16 protein-coding genes and 5 pseudogenes are annotated in these 19973 nt (G+C 35.5%); 10 read left to right on the top strand and 11 right to left on the bottom strand.

Features of this window, described 5'->3' with window-relative positions:
* Positions 1-77 precede the first annotated feature (77 nt).
* From Q8G36_RS21420 to Q8G36_RS21430, 3 genes are all read right to left on the bottom strand, one after another.
* Positions 78-1511 carry an alanine/glycine:cation symporter family protein gene (locus Q8G36_RS21420; protein ID WP_305161758.1) on the bottom strand — a complete coding sequence of 478 codons (1434 nt, stop codon included), beginning with the start codon at positions 1509-1511 and terminating at the stop codon, positions 78-80.
* A gap of 143 nt (positions 1512-1654) precedes the next feature.
* Positions 1655-2650, bottom strand: coding sequence for an asparaginase (locus Q8G36_RS21425; RefSeq protein ID WP_305161759.1), 996 nt, complete (start codon positions 2648-2650; stop codon positions 1655-1657).
* 842 nt (positions 2651-3492) lie between these two features.
* Entirely contained in the window at positions 3493-4212 is a 720-nt protein-coding gene (locus Q8G36_RS21430; RefSeq protein WP_305161760.1) for a hypothetical protein, read from the bottom strand.
* A 475-nt stretch (positions 4213-4687) separates the two neighbouring features.
* On the opposite strand from Q8G36_RS21430, the pseudogene Q8G36_RS21435 reads away from it, so the two are divergent.
* From Q8G36_RS21435 to Q8G36_RS21450, 4 genes and pseudogenes are all read left to right on the top strand, one after another.
* A pseudogene (locus tag Q8G36_RS21435) lies at positions 4688-5806 on the top strand (IS110 family transposase); the annotation flags it as partial.
* A gap of 182 nt (positions 5807-5988) precedes the next feature.
* A pseudogene (locus tag Q8G36_RS29400) lies at positions 5989-6132 on the top strand (methylmalonate-semialdehyde dehydrogenase); the annotation flags it as partial.
* A gap of 37 nt (positions 6133-6169) precedes the next feature.
* A pseudogene (locus tag Q8G36_RS21445) lies at positions 6170-6430 on the top strand (aminotransferase class III-fold pyridoxal phosphate-dependent enzyme); the annotation flags it as partial.
* 142 nt (positions 6431-6572) lie between these two features.
* Complete coding sequence (locus Q8G36_RS21450; RefSeq protein WP_305161761.1) at positions 6573-7967, top strand: amino acid permease; 1395 nt, start codon at positions 6573-6575, stop codon at positions 7965-7967.
* A 406-nt stretch (positions 7968-8373) separates the two neighbouring features.
* On the opposite strand, the gene Q8G36_RS21455 is transcribed toward Q8G36_RS21450, so the two are convergent.
* Positions 8374-9231, bottom strand: coding sequence for an alpha/beta fold hydrolase (locus tag Q8G36_RS21455; protein ID WP_305161762.1), 858 nt, complete (start codon positions 9229-9231; stop codon positions 8374-8376).
* A 248-nt stretch (positions 9232-9479) separates the two neighbouring features.
* A complete protein-coding gene (locus Q8G36_RS21460; protein WP_305161763.1) occupies positions 9480-10025 on the bottom strand; it encodes a TetR-like C-terminal domain-containing protein in 546 nt (181 codons plus the stop codon).
* Positions 10026-10207: 182 nt separating this feature from the next.
* Between Q8G36_RS21460 and Q8G36_RS21465 the strand changes: the two genes are divergently transcribed.
* Together Q8G36_RS21465 and Q8G36_RS21470 are read left to right on the top strand one after the other, a co-directional pair.
* Positions 10208-10954: an SDR family oxidoreductase gene (locus Q8G36_RS21465; protein WP_305161764.1), complete on the top strand. Its 747-nt coding sequence runs from the start codon at positions 10208-10210 to the stop codon at positions 10952-10954.
* A gap of 224 nt (positions 10955-11178) precedes the next feature.
* Positions 11179-11328: a hypothetical protein gene (locus tag Q8G36_RS21470; RefSeq protein WP_305161765.1), complete on the top strand. Its 150-nt coding sequence runs from the start codon at positions 11179-11181 to the stop codon at positions 11326-11328.
* Between the two features lie 743 nt (positions 11329-12071).
* Here the strand turns inward: Q8G36_RS21470 and Q8G36_RS21480 are convergent.
* The 3 genes and pseudogenes from Q8G36_RS21480 to Q8G36_RS21490 all read right to left on the bottom strand — a co-directional run.
* Positions 12072-12213 (bottom strand): annotated as a pseudogene (locus tag Q8G36_RS21480) (FMN-binding negative transcriptional regulator); the annotation flags it as partial.
* Positions 12214-12358: 145 nt separating this feature from the next.
* Positions 12359-12877, bottom strand: coding sequence for a GNAT family N-acetyltransferase (locus Q8G36_RS21485; protein WP_305161766.1), 519 nt, complete (start codon positions 12875-12877; stop codon positions 12359-12361).
* Between the two features lie 25 nt (positions 12878-12902).
* On the bottom strand, positions 12903-13355 hold the full coding sequence (locus Q8G36_RS21490) for a MarR family winged helix-turn-helix transcriptional regulator (RefSeq protein WP_305161767.1): 453 nt from the start codon (positions 13353-13355) through the stop codon (positions 12903-12905).
* 117 nt (positions 13356-13472) lie between these two features.
* On the opposite strand from Q8G36_RS21490, the gene Q8G36_RS21495 reads away from it, so the two are divergent.
* Complete coding sequence (locus Q8G36_RS21495; RefSeq protein WP_305161768.1) at positions 13473-14117, top strand: YczE/YyaS/YitT family protein; 645 nt, start codon at positions 13473-13475, stop codon at positions 14115-14117.
* 490 nt (positions 14118-14607) lie between these two features.
* Here the strand turns inward: Q8G36_RS21495 and Q8G36_RS21500 are convergent, their stop codons facing one another.
* On the bottom strand, positions 14608-15312 hold the full coding sequence (locus tag Q8G36_RS21500) for a hypothetical protein (RefSeq protein ID WP_305161769.1): 705 nt from the start codon (positions 15310-15312) through the stop codon (positions 14608-14610).
* Between the two features lie 378 nt (positions 15313-15690).
* Positions 15691-15888 (bottom strand): hypothetical protein, encoded by a 198-nt coding sequence (locus tag Q8G36_RS21505; RefSeq protein WP_305161770.1) that lies wholly within the window; start codon positions 15886-15888, stop codon positions 15691-15693.
* Between the two features lie 650 nt (positions 15889-16538).
* On the opposite strand from Q8G36_RS21505, the gene Q8G36_RS21510 reads away from it, so the two are divergent.
* The 3 genes from Q8G36_RS21510 to Q8G36_RS21520 all read left to right on the top strand — a co-directional run bounded on the left by Q8G36_RS21510 (position 16539) and on the right by Q8G36_RS21520 (position 19427).
* Positions 16539-17114, top strand: a complete 576-nt coding sequence (locus Q8G36_RS21510) for a TetR/AcrR family transcriptional regulator (protein WP_305161771.1) — start codon at positions 16539-16541, stop codon at positions 17112-17114.
* A 127-nt stretch (positions 17115-17241) separates the two neighbouring features.
* A complete protein-coding gene (locus Q8G36_RS21515) occupies positions 17242-18087 on the top strand; it encodes an alpha/beta fold hydrolase (RefSeq protein WP_305161772.1) in 846 nt (281 codons plus the stop codon).
* Between the two features lie 101 nt (positions 18088-18188).
* Entirely contained in the window at positions 18189-19427 is a 1239-nt protein-coding gene (locus tag Q8G36_RS21520) for an NADH:flavin oxidoreductase/NADH oxidase family protein (protein ID WP_305161773.1), read from the top strand.
* A gap of 102 nt (positions 19428-19529) precedes the next feature.
* On the opposite strand, the pseudogene Q8G36_RS21525 reads toward Q8G36_RS21520, so the two are convergent.
* Positions 19530-19720 (bottom strand): annotated as a pseudogene (locus tag Q8G36_RS21525) (IS110 family transposase); the annotation flags it as partial.
* Positions 19721-19973: the final 253 nt, after the last annotated feature.

Raw genomic sequence — 19973 nt, forward strand, 5'->3', positions numbered from 1 at the left:
TTCGGCTCTCCTCATAATCGCAAACAAGCCCCCTGTAGGGGATAATACCAAACCCTTATGTCTGAAAATTTTTTTTATTACATGATGTTTTCCTTTTTTAAAGGGGTAGCATCTTGAGAGTGCTCCCAACATTCAAGATTTTCAAGACCTTTAATGCTGTCTTTATAAAAAACTGGATCTTGACCAGCTTTTTTCTGTTTCATATAATCACTTAATGCTGCAAAAGCTACTTTTGATAATAAGAGAACGGCAATTAAGTTTACGATAACCATCAAGCCCATAAATAAATCTGCTAAACCCCATACAAGCTCGACCTTTGCAACCGAACCGAATACAATCATGGCGAACGCGCCTATTCGATATAGAATCAACCACACTTTACTTTTGTGTAAAAATCGAATATTTGTTTCCCCATAATAATAGTTACCAATTAACGAACCGAATGCAAATAGGAAAACAAAGATAGCAAGACAACCTGATGCCCAGGAACCGATGTGTTCACTTAATGATGTTTGTGTAAGTGCAATGCCAGTTAGTCCTGGTTGTTTATAAGCATCAGAAAGTAAAATAATAAATGCTGTGCTTGTACAAATGATCAGTGTATCCGTTAATACGCCAAATGCTTGAATAAGTCCTTGTTTCACCGGATGACTTGTTTTTGCCGTTGCGGCAACGTTGGGCGCACTCCCCATACCAGCTTCATTCGAGAATAAACCACGTTTAACTCCATTCATGAACGCAGCGCCTATTGAACCGCCTGCTATTTGTTCAAAGCCAAACGCGTTATTAATAATAAGAGAAAGAATTTCCGGCATTTTGGTTATGTTCATTGCTACGACAAATAATGCCATTCCAAGGTATAACACCCCTAAAATCATAACCTTGTATTCAGCAATTTTTGCAATACGATTCACACCGCCAAAGATAACCGCAGCGAAAGCAAGTGTCATGAGAATCCCTACAGTTAAACGATCTAAACCAAATGAGTTCTCAAAAGCAATTGTAACGGTATTTGATTGTACAGAATTGAATATAAGACCGAAAGAAAGTGTAATTAAAATGGAGAATAATACTCCCATCCAACGTTTGTTTAATCCTTTTTCCATATAATAGGATGGACCGCCTCGGAATCCAGTTTTATCTTTTACTTTATATACTTGCGCTAACGTACTTTCAATAAAGCTGGTTGCTGAGCTAATAATAGCAATAATCCACATCCAGAATATCGCTCCAGGACCGCCTAATGCAATCGCAATCGCAATTCCTGTGATATTACCTGTTCCAACGCGAGCGGCCATACCAATACAGAAAGCTTGAAATGGTGAAACGCTGTCTTTAGAACTAGTTCTCCCTTCCATTAAAACACGGACCATTTCCTTTAACATTCGAACCTGTACAAATTTCAATTTAAATGTGAAATAAATCCCACAAGAAACAAGCATAAAAACTAATAATTTTGACCAAAGGAATTCATTTGTTACGCCAACTACATCATGTAATAATTGTTGCATTCTATCACCTCTTATAAAAAATTTACTAGCTTAGAAGATACCTAGTTTTTTCACTGTAAAAAGATCAACTTCATCAACTGATGAAATCTGTCCAAAGTCAGGAGTTATATAGCCTCCAAAGTCAATAGCCTTGATAGAGTATCTCAAAAATATAATGTAATATCTTCTGCAATCGATGTTTCCATCATTTCTTTTACCTTTTTAGGATCTGTTGTTTTTCCTAGCACCCACATCAATTTCGGCACGATTGCTTCTGTGTTCATATTTTTAGAACGTACTACACGATTATGGTCAATTTTCCGACCGACTTCATATATACTCATGTCTTCTCCTTCTTCTAGACATTGAGTCGTAATGACAACCGATACACCGTGCTCTATTAATTCAATTAATTTCGCCAAAATGTTGCGCACTTGAAAAGGAACACCACCACTTCCATAGCTCTCCACAACCACTCCTTTATACAAATCTTTTAGGCAGTCAAAAAATTCTGGTTTTATCCCAGGATGTAATTTCACAACCGCTACATCTGTACAAAGTGATGTATCTAATTGAATGTGTTTCTTTTTTTGAATATGAATCGGTTTATTATATTCAATATGGTCATCATGTATCGATGCGACATACGGATAATTAATACTTTCAAAGGCATCATAGCTTTTTGTTCTAAGTTTAATCGCTCTTGTCCCTTGAATGACTTTGCCGTCAAATACAATATATACCCCACCTATATCTTCACAAGCAAAACGAATGGCATCTGAAATGTTTCGTTTTGCATCCGTTTTACTAAACGAAATAGGAATTTGCGAACCTGTAATAACAATCGGTTTTGATGCATCTTGTAACATATAAGAAAGTGCAGCTGATGTGTAAGCCATTGTATCGGTACCATGCGTAATAATAAAGCCATCGTATTGATCGTAATGTTCGTAAATAGCATTCGCCATATCTATCCAAAACTCTGGTTGCATGTTGGTGCTATCAATGTTCATTAACTCTTTCGTATCAATACGGCAACGTACATTTAATTCAGGTATGTAACTTAATAGATCATCGGCATGCAGCCCAGGTACAAGTCCGTTTTCTCCTTCAAGTGAGGCTACTGTTCCACCAGTCGTAAACAACATTAATTTTTTCAATGATAATGGCTCCTCTATCTCTTTTTTACAATAAGTTTTTTAAAAGAAAGTATTCAATTCGCGTATGTTTATTCAATTCGCGTACTTTCCATGTAATTATAGTAACATAAATATAATAATTCAAGATAAAAATATTTAATTTTCGTACACTTCATCCACTTTTGAATCCACAGAATGGTGTTTGCTTCCTGAATCTGAGCTGAGTTTATTAAAAATAATAAATATCAAAAAGATGATTATTTCATTAAGATACTTAATTACAACTTAGATGTTTAAGCCTAAAAACCCATATACATTGTTTATATGTTTTTAAAGAGAATATTATAGTTTTTTCTAAATGTTTTTATATACGTGAATCATTTAGTGAAATAATTTAGAATAATATTCTTTGCAATTTTAAAATCTTTAATTGGGGGACAATTGATTTATCCCATGTCGGATAATATACCGCCTGTCCAGATTTAAACATACAGTATCCTTAAAATTATCACGCAAAAAAAACGATCCATCAATTTAAGAATCGTATTTGGTCTATTAACTATTTCTTATTCAACTATCCTGCCCCTATAGTCCATTAAGGAAAACCAAAATCAAATTTTGATTACGTTTATCATTTTTATAAACGATTAAACTTTATTCAAAACGGTGCAACTTTTTTATTAACGGTACGACTTTATTTAAAACTACACAGTTTGGGAGATAATGATAATAACAATGTAAATAACGTATAATTTAACATTGGTTTTAGGAAGAAACTAACAGCATAAATAGCAAATAAAAACGCTCAGAAATTAACTGAGCGTTTTTAGCATTATAAATTTTTGTCTCTTTTTAACAAAGGATTATTGTGAAAGGTTTGTCAGTTCGAAGAATTCAGATTCTGGTTTCATTATTTTTATCCCCTTTTCTGATTGAAAATATATTTCTTTATCACTTCCATAATGAACTTTAATTTCCAGATTTCCAAAATCAATGACACTTGTTTTTTCCCTTTGAGGTAGCTCCTCTTTATCCCAATCAATCGCTTTATTTATAAGTGATTTTATCTCTTTAATCTTAGTCTTATCATTTAATTCAAAACATTTTTCATCTTTTAGAGTTTCATAGATACAAATGCTGTTTGGTAAATCTTCAATCCAAGAGGTTGATTTATATATTGGAGTTTTATCAAATAGGACTTCAGTTTCCTCCTCATATTGATTATAACTTGCTGAAATCCACAATTCACCGTCAAAACCTTCTTTTCTCCATCGTGAATAAAAACCAGACCAATCGTTTTCGTTATTGGTATCATCTAGAGCTGATTGTTCATACTCAACTTTCCAACCAAGTTTAGGAAGGTTGTTCATATAAAAGTTATAAATATCCTCCCAACGATTTCCCTTTATTACATAGTGGCTTCTAGTTGGTTTCAATCCCTCAAATAACGGAATATCTTTGTGTTGTTCTGGAATAATAGACATCCCCTCATAGGTATCATCAGTTGCTTTTTGATATGCAAACCAACCTAAAAAAATTAAAAACACAACGCTTCCAATTAATAGAAAATTCTTTTTGTTCATTTTATCCCCCTTAATAAGTACACCAAATTATTTCTTTAAGTACGATTGTTAGATTTTTTATATTTTTATATTATATGTGATAGTGTAGCTTTGAAACAAAGTTTGATCAAAAATTAATACAAGAAACCTTAATAAATGAATAAATAGAAAGGGCATATTTTGAAAAAAGATTAATCAAAACATGCCCTTTTATATTTAATAATTATTCTTTTATAAAAAGGATTGATTATTTTTGTGTTCCTTAATCAACTAACGCACCCGTTCGTATTATAGGTCAGCCAGAAAATATTTCTGGTTGACCATTTTTTATATCGATATATGCTAAACGGTAGCTGGGGTAGAACGTAAGCACCCGTGGGGCTTGATCCCGTCAGCTAAACAGTTCGCCCCCTACTTGTAGAAACATGATTGAGACTGGTTGGGACTAGAATCTCGTATAACAAGCGAAGCTATGATACTACAAGAAGGATTCAGGGGTACCGGTAATCTTCTTAACTTTATTAGAGAAGTAGAAGAGGTATCAGGAAAACGGCCTCCCACTGTATTAGAATCCACTGGACATTATCATACACCAGTTTTACGGTATTTCGAGGATAGAGGGTATTTATTGATTATCGTGAATCCACTCATATCGCATCGAGCTAAGAGTTCCAGTTTACGTAAGGTAAAGACTGATATCATGGACGCTTATCACCTCTGCGAGCTGTATTATAATGAAGATTTAGAGCCTTATAAACAGCTAGGAATACAGCTCTTAAATCTTCGCAACCTTACCAGACAACATGAAAATATGACATGCATGTTTGTACAAACTAAACTACAATTTCAGGCAGTTCTAGATCAAGTGTTTCCTGAATATTGTGGGGTTTTTTGGGCCTTATATTCGGATGTTTCATTACTGACTTTACAAGCGTTTCCTACTTCAGAAGAAATCTTGGAAGCTAGTCAAGAAACAATCGCTAACAAAATAAAAGAGTTATGTAAAAATCGTTCACAGTACTGGGCCAATAGCTAGGCAGAAAAACTGCTAGCTGCCGCAGCTCAAAACCCATTTCAGAAAACCTTATATCATAGCCTTTCTTTAAGCTTGGTTATGTATATTAATATGCTTCTTGAATACAAAAAACATCTATCCCAGCTTGAAAATGAGATAGATGCTTTAGCGAAAAGTATTGAAGAATATAGAATTATCCAATCGATCCCCGGAATCGGTGAAAAAATCGCTGCCACGATTATTTCTGAAATTGGGGAAATTGATCGGTTTAATCACCCTAAGAAACTAGTTGCTTTTGCCGGAATTGATCCCAGTGTCTTTGAATCTGGAACATTCAAAGGTATTCTCAATCGAATTACCAAAAGAGGTTCTAGCAGATTACGACACGCCTTGTATATGGCTGTTAAAAGTGCTATTCGTGATTGTCGCAAGAAACAGGAAACTGCAACTAAATTCTATATCGTTCGTCAGACACTTTACCAACGTCTTCAAAGATTAAATGAGCTATTAGGTGAGGATTTTATGGATAGCTATAAACGACAAGCGATAGAATTTGCTATCACTGCTTATGATTATGTTTCTGCTTCTAAATCACGATAAAGTATACTGTACCCTATTCTGTGGTTTCTTCTAAAGACTATTTGTCAATATTCACACTGGATATTACCGAAATGTAGTGAAATTCATGCAAATATATTTACATATCGTCTACTGAATGCGCTTTCTTTTACAGATATACTAAACTCATAGGATAGTTATTTCAAAACGGGGGGGGGTTCACTATGGTCGTAACAAAAAATGTACAAACGTTGAAAAACTATATTGGTGGACAATGGATAGTATCCACGAGAAAACAGTTTGAAGAAGTACCAAATCCAGCAACAGGAGAGGTCATTGCTCGTGTACCTCTTTCGATTAGAGAAGATCATCCATACCATTTCCTATTGTAATGCTATCAGCTGCTATATGGCAAAGGTTAAAGAGATTTGTGAGAATCATGGTACGTTGCTAATTTGTGATGAAGTTATATGTGGATTTGGTCGAACAGGCAAAGAGTTCGGATTTATGAACTATGGCGTCAAGCCTGATAATATCACGATGGCGAAAGGACTAACTAGTGCTTACCTTCCGTTATCGGCAGTCAAGAGAGAGATTTACGAGGCTTATACAGGCAGTGGCGATTATGATCGCTTCCGTCATGTGAATACGTTCGGAAGAAACCCTCATTTGCTATTTGGTTCTTTTTGCATCTGAACCGTGTGGACTTCCTCTCCATTTTCCTATAGGAGTTTTAGACATCTTCTTGTATATCTTTGTTTTTCCTTTGTAAGAGATTTTATAAATGACTATAAAGGGGTGTAAAACAATGAACCAAAACGAGAATCATCTGAAAAAAGAATTGAAAATTCGCCATATTACTATGATTTCGATTGGGGGAGTCATAGGTGCAGGTCTATTTATGGGAAGCGGAGCCGTTATTCATTCTGCTGGTCCTGGTTCTATCGTATCTTATGCAATAGCTGGGTTGCTCGTCATTTTTGTCATGAGGATGTTGGGAGAAATGGCTTCCCTTAACCCTACCAGCGGTTCTTTTTCTACATATGCTCGTGAAGCAATTGGTCCATGGGCTGGATATACCATAGGTTGGTTATATTGGTTCTTCTGGGTGATCGTCATTGCTATCGAAGCCACTGCAGGGGCCGCAAATATTCAATATTGGTATCCCGATATTCCAGCTTGGCTTTTAAGCTTAGTCTTAACCATCTTATTAACCCTCACTAATATCTATTCAGTTAAATCATTTGGAGAATTCGAATACTGGTTTTCGCTTATTAAAGTTGTAGCTATTATTTTATTCCTTGGGCTCGGCCTCTCCGTTATCTTCGGGTTGGTTCCAGGAGTTGAAGCGCCAGGGCTCTCTAACTTGACCGGGAATGGCGGATTTATGCCATCTGGAATCAGTGCTGTTCTCTTGGGTATTACGGTTGTTATTTTCTCCTTTATGGGTACAGAGATTGTGGCAATGGCTGCGGGTGAATCTACCGAACCGACAAGAGCAGTCCGAATCGCTACCAACAGTGTCGTATGGCGAATTCTTGTCTTTTTTATCGGCTCGATTGCGATTGTTGTTACATTGCTTCCATGGGATTCCGCTAACATTTTAAAAAGTCCGTTCGTTGCTGTTCTTGAGCATGTGGGAATACCCGCTGCAGCTCAAATCATGAATTTTATCGTATTAACCGCCGTCCTTTCCTGTTTGAATTCAGGATTATACACGAATTCACGCATGTTATATGGAATGGCTAAAACAGGGGATGCGCCAAAAGCATTCTTAAAGTTAAATAAAAATGGCGTACCAGTTCTTGCCGTTATTTGTGGGACGTTTTTTGCATACATCGGGGTAATTTTTAGCTACGTTTCTCCAGAGAAAGTGTTCCTATTTCTAGTTAATGCCTCAGGCGGAATCGCATTATTGGTTTATCTCGTCATCGCGTTTTCCCATTTACGGATGCGTCAAAAGGTAGAACGTAAAAATCCAGAATTACTTAAAGTGAAAATGTGGTTATTCCCTTACCTTACCTATGTAACAATACTAGGAATTGTTGCAATCTTAGTGGCCATGACGCTTATTGAATCCATGCGTTCCCAGATAGCCCTTACTATGCTAATTGTTAGTTTAGTTTTAGTTTCTTATTTTCTATTCCGAAAAAATAAATCAAGCGAAGTAGAAAATGATGATCACGAAATAAACATCTTATGATATAGATGGACAAGAAATGGAATTTGGAAATGCTGTGATGGCGAAGAATAAGAGGTTTCTTTTGATACTGAAAAAGCAGCGGGATCCTTTAGAAGCAGCGTCAATATTTTGACACCAAGGAAATATTCTGGAATTTTGAATGCGAACAAAAAATTGATAGAAAAAAGCCGATTTCCTAATGAATCGGCCTTTTTATTTTCCTTGTTAAACTGCTATAGATAGAGAAATACGGGTACAGGTAACACCATTTATTATTTTAAGGTTAAGATGAGTGAAAAACTATTATCTTCTTCTTCATTATGTGTGAACGCAATTCCCTTACAGTTTGCAAACTATACCATGTGGTTTGAAATCCTGTGAATAAGCGAGTATTCGTGAGCATTATCTATTAAACTGAGGGAGTTCATTAGGAATAGGTTTTCGTTGTCAATCCTTTATAATCAGAAACCATCTGAAGGAATTTTTCTTTCTCTTCTAAATACGGTACGTGATTACTCTTTTCAAAAATATAAAGTTTGGAATTTTTTAAACCTGCTTTTATTTCTTGAGAAAAAACAAGAGGACATTGGGCATCATACCTTCCACAATAAACAATGGTCGGGATGGTAACCTGATACAGTTCATTTTGAATGTCGTAGTTTGGCAAGTCATTAAAAGAATAATAATCTAGCCTTTTTTGTACAACTTTCCCACTGCTCGGTTTATTAAAATATTCATCCCATCTTTCCATGTTATATAAAGACATATTAGTCCATTCTCTGTTAGCATCCCTTCGCTCTTCAGTGGTAGAGTCAGGAGATTTTAATACGGCAAAAATCTTTTTCAGTTTTTTATTTAGTGGATTACGAGGACTATAAATACTGCCTTCGTGTTCCATATATTTGTTAGTAGCAGTCGCTCCTCCAACTAATAGTTTTGTCAGAGATTTCGGAAACATCGTTGCATAAAGTAAACCAAGCATTCCTCCAGTTGAATGCCCTGCAAAACACCATTTATTATAATTTAAAGCTTCTCTAATAGCCTCTAAATCCTTAGAGGTTTCCTTCATACTTAATTCCTCTTCTATACCTGCTTCGCAAGAGTTTCCTGCTTCTTTTAAGTTTATTAGAAAAACTTTGAATTGATCTACGAAAGTGTCGGCGAAATAATAACCTAATTCATTAAACTCACTATATAAATGGGTAATACACACTGGTTCTCCTTTTCCTTGAGTATATATCTCAAACTCTCCACGTGATGTACTTATAAACACTCTCTCCCACATAGCGGCCTCCTTAAAAAATGTATATAATTGTGAATTCTACATTTTTTAGGGAAAACCCTTCCAAGTTACTGTTGAACTATCTGCCCCTTTAGTTCCATAAGAAAGCTGTCTTAAAGACAGCTCCGCTCTTCAGCTAACGTATCCGTTCGTTTAAGTGCACCCCTTCACATACAACATTTTTTTTGAAGTGGAAGGACACATCATCTTCCTTCCATAATAAATAGAGAGATAGATTTTTTTGCATAAATCTATATAATCCTCTCTAATAAATCCCCCAATTTTTCTGCCATTTCCTGCGGTGGATAAGGCCTGCCATTTTTTAGCCACCATTCCACTACACCTACGTAAGCATTTGCAACAAATTCAGCAATTATATCTTCGTTTTGACCGAGATTTTTGCCTTTTGTTACATCCACGTCTTTTTTGAACTCTTCAATATTATGTTGAACAAACCGGCTGCGAAAATATCGTGCTCCTTCACTCGCCAACATCGTCGAAAAAAATAAATAATTACTTTCAAGATATTCCATGCAGATTACAGTCGATTCAATCCAATCCATTTCAGCTTCCAACTCACAAAGATTAGCCATGTTATGGATATGTTCTTCTATGACCTTATCCAACAGATCAAATTTATCCAAGTAATGAAGATAAACAGTTGCACGGTTAATATTAGCCCTGTCAGAAATATCCTGAATGGTAATGCTATCGAAATTTTTTTCTGACATCAATTCAAGAAATGCTTTTTTAATTGCATCTCGAGTTCTAACAATTCTTCTATCCACTTTTACCATTGTTTCAACACCATGCCTTTCTTGAGATAATCGACAATTTTTATTAATTGGTTGTATAAACAACAAAACTGATTAAATTAACGATTTCTATGCCTTGTTTTGTTTATTTTTCTATTATAAATTATAGACAGATGTCGAGAAAACATCAATTGTAGTTTTTTTATATGAAAGGATGAAACGAAATGACAATTGAAAACAAAGTGGTTGTAATTACAGGTGCAAGTTCAGGTATTGGGGAAGCTACAGCTAAGCTGTTAGCTAAGAAAGGAGCAAAAGTGGTACTTGGTGCAAGACGTGAAGAGCGTTTAGCAAAATTAGTTGAAGAAATTAGATCAAACGGTGGTCAAGTGGCTTATCGCGTCACAGATGTTGTTAATCCAGATGATAGTCAGCAGCTTGTTCAACTAGCTAAAGACACTTTTAGTGGTGTCGATGTAATCTTCTTGAACGCTGGACTAATGCCTAATTCACCACTTTCCGAATTAAAAACTGACGAGTGGAACAGTATGGTTGACGTTAATATTAAAGGTGTATTGAATGGTATCGCCGCAGTATTGCCAACATTCACATCGCAAAAGTCTGGACATATCATCACTACTTCATCAGTAGCTGGGCTTAAAGCTTACCCAGGCGGTGCGGTTTATGGCGCAACAAAGTGGGCTGTTCGTGATTTAATGGAAGTTTTGCGTATGGAATCTGCACAAGAAGGTACTAACATCCGCACAGCAACTATTTATCCAGCAGCAATCAACACGGAATTGTTGGATACGATTACTGATAAGAATATTTCAGAAGGTATGACTGCTTTGTACGAACAATATGGTATTTCACCTGATCGAATTGCCAATGTTGTTGCATTCGCGATTGATCAGCCAGAAGATACGAACGTTAATGAGTTTACAATTGGACCAACAAGTCAACCTTGGTAATTATAAGATAAGATAAAACTAAGACTATTCATTTTCTAAAGCTTAGGCTGTCGAGAAGACCTCGACAGCCTTTTAATTGGAAAAATCTCCACTGCTTAAAACTATTAGCCGAAAAATGGAGGAATTTAAATTTCAAAGGATATGAAAGTTGCACTTGTCACTGGCGAAATAGAGGAATTGGATATGAGTTGGTCAAACAATTAGCTTTGAAAGGTTTTAAGGTATTGGCAAGTCGGAATCCGGAGAAGGGTCATAAAGCGATACAACAACTTAGGGAGTCAAATCTGGACGTCTCGTTTGTGTCGATAGATGTAGATAATCAAGAAAGCATCCGTCAAGCCTCGACAACAGTAAATGAGCGTATTGATCAATAATGCTGGCGTATATTTGGATGAGAATAAAAAGCTGCCTTATAAGACAACTCTGTTCTTTATTCACTTCTAGTTAAAGAATTTTCCATTTCGAATTTATGTAATAAACCAGATTATCGGTCCATTCACGAAATTCAAAAATAAATCTTTTTCTTATGCATTCAAACTCCATTCCTACATTCTTTGCTAAATTATAAGAAGGTGTGTAATCAACGTTTTCTTCAGTTTTTCCTTCGCCTCAGCTATTTTTTTGATTTCTTTCTCAATTTCATTGTAAATATCTTCATTTTTTCAGGATCTAAAGGCGGTATGTGCAAACATCTGGCAGGATGTAGAACACACTCCGGAAGGTCTAAAGGAATGTCTCTAGGGTCCCAATGAATTATTGGCATCGAATCGCTCCTTTCAATTAATTTTTAGTATGAGTAGAACGTATTTTTCTATACAAGTCTTCAAAGCAGCTAATTATATGATCAAATTAATACAAGAAAACCTTGATAAATGAATAAATAGAAAGGGCATGTTTTGAAAAAAAATTAATCAAAACATGCCCTAATAATATTTAATTGGATTATTCTTTTATAAAAAAGATTGATCATTTTTGATTCCTTGAAGAACTAACGGACCCTTTACTTTAAGTACAATCTTTCACAATCTGAAGAGCAGCACTCAATATGAAAGCTCTGTTCCGTTCTTTAATTCTTACATCTGAGGGTTGAATAAAAATTGGGTTTAAATGTGATTTTTTAATCTCTTTTCGATTCTATCAGTTCTGCCATTTGTTTCGAATTTGGATTTTCTTCATTGTAGTTTATCAATGATGTTAATATAATCCGTTTCATTTCGGTTCTGGCTTAATTTAAAAGCAGCCTGTATTTCTCCCACCTTAAATTATTTAACCCCAAAGGCATTTGGTTTCCCTGTTGTGACAATCGTCCCAAAAAGTTTTTTTGAACAAAATCCCAAATTTCATCAGCATTTGCGACATTGTAATATTTTGGAATATATATAATAATCCACCTTTCAAAAAAAGTTATTTGAGTGTTTTGGTCATTATAAAGTCCATTTGTTCTTCATCACCCATATAAAAAGAGTGGGCTCCGGTTTTAACAAACCCATGTTTCTTGTAAAAAGCAATCGCATTTTCATTTTTTTCCCATACGCCTAGCCAGACTTTACCTTTTTTACCTTCCATCGCAATTTCAATAGCTTTATTTAGCAGATATCTACCAAGCCCATGTTTTTGAAATTTGTTCTTTATATAAATCCTCTCGATTTCAAGTGATTCATCACCCATTTCTTCAGACTGTGCATCATTGGTATTGACCTTTAAATATCCAGCGACTTCATTATTAAAATAAACAAAAAAGAATTGTGAAGAAATATTGGATAATTCTTTTTCTAATTGTTTTAAGTTAAATGCCCTTTCCAAATAGGCATTCATATTTTCGGGTGAATTCTGATGTTTAAATGTCTCATTAAATGTTTCATAACTAATTTCTTGAAGTTTGCGTGAATCTTCAAGGGTACATTTTTTTATATTTAAAGTCATTTAAATATGTCGCTCCTTTATATAATCAATAAATTCTCTTGTTTCCCTTTTTTACAAATGCCCAGTCTTTTTCTATATTTTTTCTTACTCTTTGAAGAAGATTGAAAATGGTTTCTACCTCTCTTTCGGAAAATCCCTCTAATGCAATGATATTGGAATAATCATTTTCTCTTTTTATAAAAGGATAAACATTTTTCCCTTTCTCTGTTGGAAAGAGTTTTTTATTTTTTTTGTTAAGTTTATCTTCTTTCTTTTCAATAAAGCCATTAATTTCAAGTTTTTTTATAGAACGAGCTGCTGTTGTTCGATCTACTTTTATCATCTCAGCTAACTTTTCTTGAATGATTCCTGGGTTTTCACATATTCGCACAAGGTACAAATACTGCCCTTTTGTAAGGGCATATTCTTTAAATTCTATATTACTTATAGAATCTAATGCCCTTGCTATCATTCCAATTTCACGAAGAATTTCCTTCATAATTAACTCCTTAGTACATATTTTTGTTGCAAATGCAATAAAATAAGCATATATTTAATTTAACTTAAATTTGTTGTGTTTGCAACAAAAAAAATAATGATAAAGGGGTTGAGTAAAGTGAAATATGTTTTTTATGTATTAGGAATTTTACTATTAACCCTTGGTATTTCTTTCACTATACAATCAGACCTAGGAACTTCACCTTTTGATGCACTTTTGGTAGGACTGTCCATAAATGTGGGGCTTACTGTGGGAAGTTGGGAAATAATAATAGCTTTAATATTGATATGTTGTAATTCATTTTTAAAAAGACAAAGACCAGAAATTTTGGGGTTGTTAACAGCATTTATAACGGGTATTGCTATTGATATGTGGCTTTTTTTATTGCACAATTTGATAACACCTGAACTATGGTACAGCAAAGGTGTTTGTTTTGGAATCGGCTTAGTTGTTATAGGATTAGGAACTGCAACATATTTACACACAAATTTTGCACCAATTCCAGTTGACCGATTAACATTAATCATACAAGAATTAACTAGAACAAATATATTTTTTTCAAGAACATTCATTTACCTCGTATTCTTGATAATGGCAATGATTTCAAATGGACCAATTGGCGTTGGAACTTTATTAACCGTTTGTTTAGGGGGGCTAATACTTAATTACTTTATGCCATTTACTGAAAAAGTATTAGACCGCATATTAACACACTCTAGTACACCACCAAATTATGATAAAGATAAGAACCATTCAATATAGAATGCTTTTTATTTTTCTTGTTCAACTAACCTCCCTCTATAAACATTGATGTATCAACGGTTTGCACCACTCGGTGTATTAGGGGAATTATTTTTTCATTCTACTTTTAAACAGAGTATTGAAATTTTGGTTTTTATTACTAAATTGAGCGTACGCTTCGCTAAAACTAATGGAAATCATTAGCTATTTTCTCCACTATGTGATGCACAATAGATTTCTGCGAAACTTATGATGGCGTACCCTCCCATGTCTCTTAGCGTCATTTGCGCTTACATAAGGCAGAGGCCTGCTAAGCTGCCCCGGGGACTCTTGGTCTTAGTTTAGTAATGTTGCTGGCTTCTCCGTGTCATCCTTCTTGTTATAAATCGATAGTTAGAAATGATTACGCTGCCTCTGAGAGGCAGTAGAGATCCTTCATCATATTCTGCTCATTAAAATGGACTTTCTTTCCCCTCAAAAAAAAGAGTACCCAATTTCGGATACTCATTTATCAAGGTGCTTCATACCATACGATATCATCAAACATTTTTACAACCCGCGGTATGAAGCCTTCTTCATAATCTTCCGGGTATTGAACTATCGCATAGTAAACGCGGTCGCCATGTTGAAAAACCGACACTGTACCCAATATTGCATAATTACTGCCCTTCTGACTAATGTCAAATTCGACCTCAGACCAATCAAATCGGTTCGGCGTATTATCAGATCGCTGTTTAATCTCAAAGTCGTTGCTTATCACAACTTCCCTCACAAACACCGCCTGTTCTTCTATTGTCGCATTCGTACCCTCCCTTTTGGAAAATATCTGAACTTTGGCATCCTCATTTCGCTTGCCTGCAAAATTTGCAAAAACAATCATTGCATCTCCTTCACCAGAACTAGCCTCTTCAACAACCATGTCATCCACGATGTAGGTTGAGAATCCCAATGCCTGACTATGATGAAGCGTGAATTGGAATGATTCTTCCATACCTTCCAATATGATCATATCCGTTTTCGTATTTGGCCGATCTTTTGTCGGATCATCGACCGATTCACCTGGAGAATCAACATCTTGCCCGTCGGTTTGCTTAGGATTTTCATTTGGCTTTTCTGAAATTGGTGGAGATTCCTTATTTTCCTCCTGGACTCCTTTACAAGCACTAAGTCCTGTTACCAAAAAAACGGCTGCCAAAATCAACAATATCTTTTTCATTGGAACCCTCTTTTCATGTATTTTAACAAATTATTATACGGTCCTTATGTAAAAAAGTTACACTATGCTTCTTTGCAAGTATCAGACTTTATAGACATAAAAAAGATTGATACTCCACTCTTTCCGAAAAGAAAAAATATAAGAAATCGTGCATTTGGCTTTATTTTTTATATTATAAAATTGATTCATTTACTAATTTCAAGAAAAAACTACTTATTAAGTTAATAAGTATCATTTCACAATAAGGCATTATTTAATATCCCTTTTTTCTATAACAAAGACGCTTTCCAGTTCAGGAAAAGCGCCAATTGCATTACCCAATAAGGTAGTGAACACAATTGGTTTTCAATCCCTAAATTCGAATTGTACAGTTACTCCTTAATGAATAAGTAATTTAGCTGTTGGTCTTGTGGAATCAAAAACAATTTCACCATCAAAAAATTGTACTAATACATCTTTTTCACCAGTTAACGCTTCACGCATCCGTAAGCCATCGACATTAATATGGGTTTGCCGGAAATAATCTTTCCCTAATTGAGACCAGGAATACTTTGGTCCGTCCATATTTTTTTTCAACTAACTACCCCAATAGTTTGAATATGAAATACTTTTTAAAACTAATTTGAATGTATGATAATTGAAAGAATCGCACGTTCAGAAGGACGCCAATTGGCGGCCTTCTCATGGCGCTAACGCACCCGTTAGGAGTTCTTTAAGGGGTAGCGTCAGGAAAATGCGGATTTACAACGTTAAGGAAATTTCGATATTAAAAAAGCCCAATTTCTCAGCATTAAAATTGAGAAATTGGGCCTTTTTCGTTACTCCATTAAAGCGCCCATTGTTGAATAAAGTTTAAACTTTTGTTAGATCTATAAAACCCTAACCAAATACAACTCTAACATCATGTATTTTAATAAACGCATTTTCATCTAATTTTCTTTTTAATCTTTTTCACTTCTTGTTTACTAATTATAATTTACAGAATTTCTTTATTCGGAAAACCTGATGAAAAATTCTTTACTGAACGTTCTTAAATTGATATACTAAGGCAAGTTAGATTTTACTGTTTTATTCTACTGAAATGAGAATGATCATTCTTTAATTTTTTCTATATATGTATTAAGGGAGGGATGGTTGATTAATTAATCCTTATTCATCCAAGCGATTTAGCTAATTTTTATCTTTCCCCAGAATACAAAATGAACACGTTTTTTTAGGGGGGAATTATGGCTAGAAATAAAGAATTTGATGAAAAACAAGCATTAAGAAAAGCAATGGAGCTTTTTTGGCAACAAGGGTATGAAAAAACGTCTATGCAAGAGTTGGTAGACTATATGGGCATTCATCGTAGAAGCATCTACGATACGTTTGGTGACAAACGTACATTGTTTTTAAGTGCTTTATCTCACTATGAAGAGTTAATTACTACTGAAATGAAGAAGAGAGTAGATTCAAACTTACTGGTTAAACAAGCGATACGAGAAGTGTTTAAAATGGTGATTTATCCAGGTCTTAATCTGCCAAAAGGATGTTTGTCTGTAAACGCAGCTGTTGAATTATCTTTGCTTGACGAAGAAATTGCAACAAAGATTGCAGGAATGTTTAAAAAGACAGAATCTCTCTTTTATGAGCTACTGAAACATGGGCAAAAAAATGGAGAAATATCCAGGAGGCATGATCCTGAAGTACTGTCTCTTTTTCTTCATAATTCACTTGTAGGCTTACGCGTATTAGTGAAGACTGAAGATGATAACAAAAAATTAGAAAGCATTGTTGACATGACACTTTCAGTGTTAGAATAGCTTTCTTTTTTTAACAATTGTAGAATGTTCATTCTAGAATGCGTAAACCTTATGAACAAAGCGAACTGCAACTAATTTAAACTCTATCAAATCAATCCGAACTCACCGTTCGAAAGGAGAAAAAATGATGTCAAAATTTACAATTCCAACTGAATCAAGTTATATCGAAGCTGAGGGAATCCGATTTGCCTATAGAAAGTTCGGCCAAGAAACAGGAATTCCACTAATTTTCTTCATTCACTTCCGCGGAACAATGGAAAACTGGGATCCTAATATGATTGGTGTTTTAGCTGAAAGTCGACCAATTATTCTTTTTGATAATACTGGTGTCGGTGAATCCAGTGGTGAAACTCCGACTACTATAGCTGAGATGGCAAAGGATGCAGCGACTTTCATTAAAGCACTTGGTTTAGAGAAAGTCGATACCCTTGGTTTCTCAATTGGCGGATTTGTTGTACAGGAGTTAGCATTGCGACAGCCAAATTTGGTACGACGCATCGTCTTGGCTGGGACTGCTCCACAATCTGGCGTCAATGATCCTAGAAAAGACGTGTATAAAGCGATGACTCAAGCTGATGGAGATGCAAATGATGCCCTAGAGAATTTCTTGTTCCTATTTTACAGTCCGACCGAAACGAGTCGTACGGCTGGAATATCTTCATTAAAACGAATCTTGACCCAGAAAAAAGTGGATAGCTCACTTCAAGTACGCGATGCGCAATTACAGGCAATCTCCAAATGGGCTGAGCGAGATCCTGAACAGAAATATGACTGGTTGCAGAAGATTACACAACCGGTACTTGTGACCAATGGTGTTAAAGACATAATGGTTCCGACCGAAAATAGTTATATTCTTACCGAAAACTTACCTTACGCCCAACTCATCATTTATCCTGACTCCGGGCATGGACATCTATTCCAGTACCCAGAACAGTTTGCTGAACATGTAAACCTGTTTCTTGATTCTAAGTAGTAAAGAGTGTAGAGGAAAATTAGTCATAGATATTAAAATAATCATAATTTCTATGACTTTTCTGCCTATAAACAGTTAAAAATGAGGAGACAAAATATAAAATGAAACAGTCAAATTCAGTCTTGGAAGATTCTCTGCAACTCCCAAATAGAGCAATTATCAAGAATCGAATCTTTAAATCTGCAATGAGTGAAGCATTAGGAACAAATAATCAAAATCCTAGAGAGTCATTGGTTACTTTATACAAAACATGGGCTAATGGTGGCGCAGGTCTGGTCGTGACAGGTAACGTTATGATAGATCGAAATGCTTTGGGGGAACCAAATAACGTTGTTGTGGAAGACGAACGTGATTTAAACATGCTAATGAAATGGGCGAAAGCTGGTACTGAAAATGAAACGCACCTCTGGATGCAACTAAATCACCCAGGGAAGCAGTCGCCTAAGACAATTTCAAAAGAACCTGTAGCACCAAGTGCAGTCTCGCTTTCTGGAGACTTAAAGAATTTCTTCAATCCACCACGAGCTCTTCATGCGAAAGAAATTGAAGAAATAATCATCCGGTTTGGAAAAGCGGCAAGAATAGCTAAAAAAGCAGGCTTTACTGGTGTTCAAATCCATGCAGCACACGGATACCTTATTAGTCAGTTTTTATCGCCTCACCATAATCAGCGTACAGATGAATGGGGTGGGAGCTTAGCAAATCGAATGCGATTTTTGCTTGAAACATATAAAGAAATTAGAAGACAAGTCGGAGAAACATTTCCGATTGGCATAAAGCTAAATTCTGCTGACTTTCAACACGGCGGGTTCACTGAAGAGGAGTCTATGGAAGTTCTTCAGGAAATGTCTGAAATTGGGATTGATCTCATTGAAATTTCTGGAGGGAATTACGAGAATCCCAAGATGATGGTAGCGGATGTAAAAGAAACGACAAAAATACGAGAAGCTTATTTTATAGAATATGCAAACAAGGCTAGGAAATTAGTTTCTACTCCATTAGTAGTCACAGGCGGCTTCCGTTCCCAAGAAGGGATGGAGGAAGCTATTGCTAGTGGTGAAATTGATATGGTTGGAATGGCAAAACCTTTTGCTTTAGTACCTGACTTGGCAAACAAGATCTTTCAAGGCAATTATGAAACCGTTCAAACCAAGCCAATCCGCACGGGAATTAAATTGGTAGATAAGACCGCTGCTATGTTAGAAATTGGTTGGTATGAACAGCAGTTAGCAAGGATCGGGAAGTCTCAATCTCCAAACCCTAATCATAGTGTTTGGAGATCTTTGATACAAAATGTTATTGCGAATGGTCGTGGTGTATTCTTAAGAAGAAGAGGATAGTATCGCCTCCCATTGCCCAGGAAGGCTTCTCACATTATTTTTTAATTAGTGATATGCCTTAATGTTTGTTTTCGAGAACTATGAAATGTAACTAATACAGCCGAACTTTAATAAACTAGCAAATCCATCTTCATTATTTTCAAATGCAAGTGTATCTCCGACTACAATTCCACGGAAATTCACTGCTCTAGCCACATGTAATTGTTGGGCAATATCACTCCAACAACAACAAGGTGTTTATCGGAAATTCTTTCTATTAGTTGATTTTGTTTATCTTGCATTTTAAACTTCATATAAGGGTTCCTCCTAAAGTTTTGAGTTAGAGTGGTGTCTTACTCATATCTTACTGAGGAGCCCTATTTTTTTCAAAGCTGAAAAATAACGAACTACAGGAATGCTATCCTGCCCCTATAGTTCCATAAATCGAGTAGGAGGAGGCGCCTAGCCTCCGACCTCTCACACCACCGTACATACCGTTCGGTATACGGCGGTTCAGTTTAAGTCTGACGTAGTTTTGTATATCGTTCATATAGATTGACTAACCCA

It is taken from the genome of Peribacillus frigoritolerans, assembly GCF_030676415.1.
Taxonomy (GTDB): domain Bacteria; phylum Bacillota; class Bacilli; order Bacillales; family DSM-1321; genus Peribacillus; species Peribacillus frigoritolerans_A.